Origin of the sequence: Enterorhabdus sp. P55 (genome assembly GCF_009911695.1) — a bacterium.
Lineage (GTDB): Bacteria > Actinomycetota > Coriobacteriia > Coriobacteriales > Eggerthellaceae > Enterorhabdus.
In genome coordinates, this window is record NZ_QWKK01000005.1 from 56,534 (window position 1) to 63,656 (window position 7,123).

7 protein-coding genes and 1 tRNA gene are annotated in these 7,123 nt (G+C 69.1%); all 8 read right to left on the reverse strand.

What is annotated here, in order from left to right:
• Nucleotides 1-111: 111 nt before the first annotated feature.
• Nucleotides 112-264: a hypothetical protein gene (locus D1643_RS01105; protein WP_201750892.1), complete on the reverse strand. Its 153-nt coding sequence runs from the start codon at nt 262-264 to the stop codon at nt 112-114.
• 35 nt (nt 265-299) lie between these two features.
• Complete coding sequence (locus D1643_RS01110) at nt 300-548, reverse strand: hypothetical protein (protein ID WP_370520242.1); 249 nt, start codon at nt 546-548, stop codon at nt 300-302.
• A 15-nt stretch (nt 549-563) separates the two neighbouring features.
• The gene (locus D1643_RS11715) at nt 564-1,193 is read right to left on the reverse strand and encodes a type II secretion system F family protein (protein WP_370520243.1); all 630 of its coding nucleotides are present in this window, start codon (nt 1,191-1,193) and stop codon (nt 564-566) included.
• 305 nt (nt 1,194-1,498) lie between these two features.
• The gene (locus D1643_RS01120; protein ID WP_160707776.1) at nt 1,499-2,467 is read right to left on the reverse strand and encodes a type II secretion system F family protein; all 969 of its coding nucleotides are present in this window, start codon (nt 2,465-2,467) and stop codon (nt 1,499-1,501) included.
• Nucleotides 2,431-3,759: a CpaF family protein gene (locus D1643_RS01125; protein WP_160707778.1), complete on the reverse strand. Its 1,329-nt coding sequence runs from the start codon at nt 3,757-3,759 to the stop codon at nt 2,431-2,433. The genes D1643_RS01120 and D1643_RS01125 overlap by 37 nt, the downstream gene beginning before the upstream one ends.
• A complete protein-coding gene (locus tag D1643_RS01130; RefSeq protein ID WP_160707780.1) occupies nt 3,756-4,667 on the reverse strand; it encodes a P-loop NTPase in 912 nt (303 codons plus the stop codon). Before D1643_RS01130 ends, D1643_RS01125 begins: the two co-directional genes overlap by 4 nt.
• A gap of 788 nt (nt 4,668-5,455) precedes the next feature.
• Nucleotides 5,456-6,121 carry a Flp pilus assembly protein CpaB gene (locus tag D1643_RS01135; protein WP_160707782.1) on the reverse strand — a complete coding sequence of 222 codons (666 nt, stop codon included), beginning with the start codon at nt 6,119-6,121 and terminating at the stop codon, nt 5,456-5,458.
• A gap of 542 nt (nt 6,122-6,663) precedes the next feature.
• Nucleotides 6,664-6,738, reverse strand: a tRNA-Val gene (locus D1643_RS01140).
• Nucleotides 6,739-7,123 lie beyond the last annotated feature (385 nt).

A 7,123-nucleotide genomic window follows, 5' to 3' on the forward strand; every position in this document is an offset into this window, starting at 1 on the left:
CAGCGAGCCCCGACAGCGCAGGATTCGACGCCTCCGCGTCCGAGTTATTACGCGGCTGCGACGAATCCCGCAACCCGGCCCCGTCCTCATTTGCTCCCCCTCTCCCCCTCGTCAATAGCAGAACGCATCGGATGCCCATCCCGCCGCTATCCCCACGTGGTGGGAGGCCGCAGCCAGGGCATGCTCGACGAACAAGCCCCGCTCCAGAGCGGAGGCAAGCAGCCCGCATGCCGCCACGATGACCACCAGAATCCCAGCCACCACGGCATACTCCACAGTGGCTTGGCCTGACTCATCCGCTATAAGCCGTTGATGCCAGCGGCTATGGCGTCCCACAGCTCCTGCAGTTTTGGCCTGAACAGGGTGATGGCCAGAATGGCTATCACCACTAGGATGCCCACCAGAATGGCGTACTCCGTCGTGCCCTGACCGGCCTGGCAGGCCAGCTTCTCCTGCACGCGTCCCCGCAGTCTTCCCCAGACAATGCCAGCACGCTCCCAGGCGGCGCGCATGCGCGCTGCCCCTCCCTCGATCATCTTCACCTTCACGTCTCTTCTCCTCTCTCATGAGAAACCTCCGATAAGCTCTAGCATCACTGGGCCGAGCACCAGCATCAGCATCGCGGGCAGGATGAGCACCGCCGTGGGCACCATCATCTTGACCGGCGCCTTCGCCACCTGCTCCTGCTTGCGTGCGCGGTAGGCGGCCCGCGCCTCCCTTGCTGCGCCCTCCAGGCTCTCGGCAAGCGAGGATCCGAAGCGCAAGGAGCGCACCACGTTCTCCACCACCCGGCCGAACAGCGCCGAGTCATAGGAGGCGGCAACACGGCGCAGCGCCTCCTCGCGCGAGGTCAGGCCACAGCCCCACTGCCGCTGCGCGGCTGCGAGCGAGGAGGAAAGCAGCGTGTCGAAGTGCTCTCCGTAAAGCGCGAGGCTGCGATCGAACGACAGCCCGCTGCGGAGCCCCAATGCCACTACGTCGAGCATCTCTGAGAGGTGCCGTTCCAGCTCCTCTGCCCGACAGCGGCACCGCCTCTCCACCGCCCAGCGCGGCGCCCGTGCCCCCACGACGGCACCCGCCGCGCCCAGCAGCGCCGCTACCTCGGGAGAGGCGGCCGACCCTACCAGAGCCCCGACCCCCGCGCCAGCCACCAGCAGGCGAACGCGCGCCTCCCCGCACGCCTCTACCGTCACCGCATCCCCTAAGCCCGCCAGCCGCAGACGATCCTCGAACCACTGAGGGTGACGCAGCGGAGGGGGCGCCCACGGTCGAAAGGAGCCCGCTGCCATCTGCCGGGCGACAGCTGCCAGGTACCCTGCGACACGCTCGTCAGCGGCCTCGCGCCGATCGGAGAGCGAGGCTTCCATCCCCCGAACGCCTCGACGGTGCCGCAGACGACGCGCTGCTACGTCGGCACGCATCCATGCCCACAGCCCGAGGAGCCCGGCGAACGCGCACGCGCCGACCGCCCAGGGCCACATCATCTGCTCCACGTCGATCACTCCCTCTCAACGTCAAGCATCCGCCGGACGAGAACCACGCCCGTCACCTGCATGCCCAGCGCCGCTCCCAGTAGGACGAACCCAGCCGGGCTGCTGAAGAAGGGAGCGAGAAAGTCATCGCTGACCAAGGAAAACAACGCCACCAAGATGAACGGCATGAGCGTTACGATGCGAGCGGAGAGCTTCGCCTGCGCCGTCTGGACGCGAAGCGAACGGCGCAGCTCCAACTCGCCCTCCACCGACTCTCGCGCCGCCTCGAGCACCGTGACCAGGCTTCCGCCGCTCTGATGCTGCACGTCAAGGGACACCGCCACAAATGAGAGCTCCGGCAGGCCTCGCTGATCACGGAAGACCGCCAGAGCCTCGGTGGGAGAGCATCCCGTGTCAAGGCGGGCCGCCGCGCGGGCGAACAAGGTGCCGATCCCATCGCCCATCTCGGCCGCCGTCTGCTTCAGCGTCTGCGAAAGGGAGAGTCCCGCCCGAAAGCACACCCCCATCGACCGCAGGGCCTCGGGCACCTCCTCGCGCAAAAGCACCTGGTGCCTCTCCCGGGCTGAGCGCAGCGCACCCGCAATCGCCACCGCGCCGCAGCCGACCACCGCCGCAGCGCACACCACCGATCCGGACGCCATCCCTGCCACCATGCCTGCCGCAAGACAGAGGCCAAGCGCCAAGCTGGCCAACGACTCCGCCGAGGCCAGCATCCCCCGCCCATCCAGCAGCGACTCAGCGTCCTGCGCCATGCGGCGCAGCCGCGTGCTGCGCAGGAGCGCTCGCGCAAACGGCCGCAGAGGCGCCACGCCGTTGCGCAGGAGCCAAGGCACCATGCCCGACCCACGCGATCCCACGAGCGCCTGGGCCCTACGCGCACGCTCCACCGCCTCGGCGACTTGCTGGCCTAGCACCAGGCCCGCAGCCGCAGCGCCCGCTAGCGCGCCACCTGCCATGGCAACTGCCGTCTCCATCGTTCCACCTCCCTCCCATCGATAAGGCCAGCTCGCGCCGCTTGAGCCACCCACGAGGGCTCCGCGAGCCACTGCCCGCAAGCCTCCCCCAGCCCCCGCTCGTAGAGCGGAACGAGCTCGCAAGCCCGGCGCCGCTGATCAAAAGACACCTCGGCCGCAGCGGAGACGAAGCGCGTCCCATCGCGAGCGCGCGTGGTCTGCACTATCAGGTCGAAGGCGTTGCCTATCTGGGCCTCTACCGCGTCGAGCGGCAGGTCAACCGCATAACGCACCATAGTGACCAGGCGGTCGACCACCTCCTGCGGCGCATTGGCGTGCAGCGTGGTCAGCGAACCCTCATGACCCGTGTTCATGGCCTGAAGCATGTCGAGCGCCTCTCCGCCGCGGCACTCGCCGACAATGATGCGATCCGGCCGCATGCGCAGCGCGTTGATGACGAGCTCGCGAATGGTCACCTCTCCGGTTCCCTCGGCATTGCTGGGCCGCGCCTCCAACCGCACCACGTGGGGGTGCTCAGTGAACTTCAGCTCAGCCGAGTCCTCGATGGTGATGACGCGCTCCCCATGCGGGATATGGCACGACAACGCGTTCAGCAGCGTGGTCTTGCCGCTACCCGTCCCGCCCGACACCGCCACGTTCTTTCGCGCGACCACCGCCCACACGAGCATCTGACGAAAGTCGTCGCCAAACGACCCGCCCGCTGCCATCTCGTCAAGCGTCATGACGCGGCGCGAGAAGAGTCTGATGGTCAGCAACGGCCCATCAGGCGAAAGCGGGGGGATAATGGCGTGCACGCGGTGTCCCTCGGGAAGCCGCGCGCTCACCGTCGGCGAAGCCTCGTCGATGCGGCGTCCAAGCGGCCCGATGATGCGGTCGATGAGCACGCGCACCTGCTCGTCGCTCGCGAAGACCGCGGGGCTGCGATGCAACCGGCCCTGGCGCTCGTAGTAGATGCTCTGCGTCCCATTGACCATGACCTCGGTCACCGTGTCGTCTTCGAGAAGCCCGTCGATGGGGCCCATGCCGAAGACGACGTCCACGAGATCATTCACCAGACGCTCGCGATCCTCCACAGACACGCGCTCCCAGCCGCCCTCGGCGAAGGTCTGGCGGCAGGCAGCGCGCAGCTCGTTGCGCGCACGCTCGGGATTCTCGGCCATCAACGCGGCCACCTTCTCCATGGCAAGGCGCCTGCGGACACTGCGGCGCAGATCCTCCACCGTCGCCCCACGAGGCGCAGTCGCAACGTCGCGCGACGCCCCCACCGTACGGGCTCGCTCGAGGAGCGTCATCGCTCGGCTCCTGACTCAATCGCAACCGATGCTTTGGGGCGTCTCCCCCAAAGGCCCGACTTCCGACCGCTGCGCGTACGCCCACGCCGGCGGTCGGGCGCATCGGAAGCAGCCGACTCCGACGCCGGCGGCGCGACCCTGCGCCCCTTCCGGCCACGCAGGCCGCCGCCCGCCTCGCCATCTGGCAAAAGCCCGTCGAGCACGGAAGACAGGCTCGCACATAGCTCATTGCGCTCAGCCGCGAGAGCCGCCGCCATCCCCGAGCCTAAGAGCTCCTCCACCGCCGTGCCGCCGTCGCGCAGCTCCGTGACAGGCGCTCCCTGCAGGGCGCAGGATACGTCAAGAGCGGTAAGGGGGGCGCCCTTGGCGCAGCGATTGAGCAGGAAGAGGAACGAGCCCGTGGCGATGCCGCAGCGCTCGCAGAGCTCGAGCGCATGGCGGCAGGCTCGCACCGACGAGGCTCGCTGGTCCACCAGGAAGAGCGTGCGCGCGCTGCGCTCGATGACGACAGCCTGCGCCTCCGACCAGCTGGATCCTGTGTTGACGAAAACCACGTCGAAGCGTGTCGAGGCCGCCTCCATGAGGCACGGCAGCTGCCCTGCCAGCTCCTCCGCCCGCTCCGGGCGACGCGGGGCAGCCACGAGCGCCGGAACCCCCTCCCCGACCAGCGTGTCAAGGCGTCGCGGATCGGCCAGCACCTCGTCCACCGTAGGCGCGTCAGAGGCCCCGAGCAGATCCGCCGCGTCTCCGAACTGGAGATCCCCGTCAACCAGAAGCACGCGCAGCCCTCGCGCCGCGGCCAGGCAAGCGCTCAAGACGGCGACGGCGCTCTTCCCGGCACCTCCGCTACCGCTCACCACGGACACCACATAGGCCGGCGCCTTCGCGGCGCAAGACTCTACGGCCACAGCGTGGGACGGAGACGCTGCCGCAATCGCGGGAGCGACGGGCGGCTCCGGTCTCCGAGACCCTCCGACAGCCACCGGAGGCAGCGGCGCGGTATCGGCCGCCGACAACGCGGTTGGCGAAGAGGGCGCAGGCGGCGGCTCCGGCACAGGAGGTCGAGAGGCCCCCAGCGGCTCTGCCGCGGGTGCCTGCGGGGCGTCCGCCATCCTCGCAAGCGCAGGCGACGACTCCGGAGCAGGCTCCTCCCCCAGGAGTTCCGGCTCCCGGGGAAGCTCGTCTATCCCCGGCAAGGGCCGGCGGACGCTGACCGTCGGCGGGGTCTCGCCGGAAAGATCATCTGGCCGGGTGGACGCCTCGGCCGCGCGTAGGGCCGCTGCGCGCGCTGCCGCCCCCAAACGGCGCCTCTCTTCGTGGGCGACACGCCGCGCCAGTCCCTCAGGCGAGAGCATCCCCGTGATTCCCGCAGCCTGGGCACGGCTGATAGCCGACCCGCTAAGGCTCTCGGACACGAGGTAAATGGGGATGGAGGGGGCATCTCGTCGCAGGGCCGCCGCCAGGTTGACGGCGTCCATCTGATCGCTTGAGGCAACCCAAGCCTCCTCAACGGGGTCGCCTTGGCTCAGGCGATCGCGCGCCGCAGCTGCGTTCGAGAACGCCTCCAGCCAGGTTCGACGCGACCACGCCCTCCCATCTAGCCCCAGGGAAGGGGGATCGGCGAGCGACGCGCTGTCAGCGCATAGCAGTATGGTACCCATGGCAGTCCTTTCCGCCGGCCGAAGCCGGCTCATCTCTAGGCCTCGGCCCTGACGGGGCCCTTAACATCCGTGGGAAGCACGAAGTAGATCTCGAGGCTCTGGGCCGCCGACACCAGCTCCTGCACCGCCGAGGGCGCGACTGCGAGCGTCACCCACTCCACCGCGCCTGACGCGAGCGCCCCCGACGTGTCGGTGCTCGTAGCCACGACTAACGCGCGCGGAACGATCAACTCGGTAGCGCTTGCGCCCGTGGCGTAGACGTCAGCGCGCATCCCCGCCTGTAAGGCTCCGCCCACCGCCTGCACCTCGCGCGCGGGAACGCTCACGGCAGCAAGCCCCTCGGGGATATCCAGGGTCGGCGTCAGCCCTGCGCCAATGCGGCGAACCGTGAGCGCCTCTCCCTTCAAGATGGCTGCAGAGGCCTGCTTGCCCACCACCTCCCCGCGCGCAGTGACCACGCCGTCTGGCAGCAGGTCGGCCACCCACATCCCCATCGTCACCGCCCCCTCGTCGATGGTCTCGCCGGGCGCAATGTCGCGTCGGGCCACGCACACCTCCAGCTGATCGCCGCCATAGCGAGCCAGCGCCTCGGCCCGAGCGGCCTCAGCCTGGTCGCTCACCTGCACGAGAAACGCGCCCGTGCAGATTGCGCAGCCTGCAGCGCAGGCGATGCCCATGGCCAGGGATCGACTTCGCTTCATAGAACCTCCGTCCTCTCAATGGAAGCGCCATCATGAGCGCCCCCGCCGACACGTGGTCGGAAAACGGGCGACGGGGCGGGGGCGGGGAAGCGGAAGCCGGGAGGTTCGCACGCGAAGCGCGCGCGGGCGCAGGGAGTTGCCCCTGCGGCGCGAAGGGCGGCCAGGACGGCGCCCCGTCGCCTCGCGAGCGACACGAGAGCGCGCCCTGGGAGATGCTGAGAGGACGGCACGGGGGGAGACGGACCGCACGCGAGCGCCGAGAGAGCACGGAAGGGCGGCATCGCACTCGCTGAGGGAGGGGGCGGCCCGACGAGTGGGGCCCTCTGGGATACGCGGCGGGCACGCCACGAATGGCTATCTGCCCAAGACCCAACCGGGCCTCGAATCCGCCTGCCAAAACCTGCCGAGGAAAACCCTTGACGAAACTCCCCGACGCGCCTCACCGGACACTCGTCTGCCAAGTTCTGCCAGGAAGCTATCCGTCCACAGAGAGCCATAGAAAAGAAAAACCCCATTTGAAATGGGGCTTTCTCTTTTTTCTATGGTGGTCGCGGAGGGATTTGAACCCCCGACCTTGTGCTTGTAAGGCACCTGCGCTCCCGCTGCGCCACGCGACCGTCACGTTAAGAGGAGCGCTGCTTCATGGCGGCTCCTCGCGTTTCGGTATTTTCCCACAGATGCCCCGCGGGGGCAATCTTAACGATGGTTGCCGGCCCGATCGCCCCTGAGAAGCTTGGACTGCCCCTTGAGGTCGCGGGCCTTCTTGGCGGTGGAGGCGAGGTCGGCGAGGAAGATCCAGCGTTCGAGTCGCACCGGCGGCAGAGCGCGGGGACACGGGGGATGCGGCAAGCGCCGGGGGGCGGGGATGTGACGGGGCGGGATGCGGGACGCGGGCGGGATAAGGGACGAGACGGGAGCGCGGGCGCGGCGGGGCGCGAGACGCACGGGCGCGGCGGCGAGACGGGGGCGTGGCGGCGCGGGCGCGGCGGCTAGGCGGGAGCG

Excerpts from the sequence above, each read along its gene's own strand:
- D1643_RS01120 (WP_160707776.1), bottom strand. The coding sequence starts at position 2,467 with ATGGAGACGGCAGTTGCCATGGCAGGTGGCGCGCTAGCGGGCGCTGCG.
- D1643_RS01125 (WP_160707778.1), bottom strand. The coding sequence starts at position 3,759 with ATGACGCTCCTCGAGCGAGCCCGTACGGTGGGGGCGTCGCGCGACGTT.
- D1643_RS01135 (WP_160707782.1), bottom strand. The coding sequence starts at position 6,121 with ATGAAGCGAAGTCGATCCCTGGCCATGGGCATCGCCTGCGCTGCAGGC.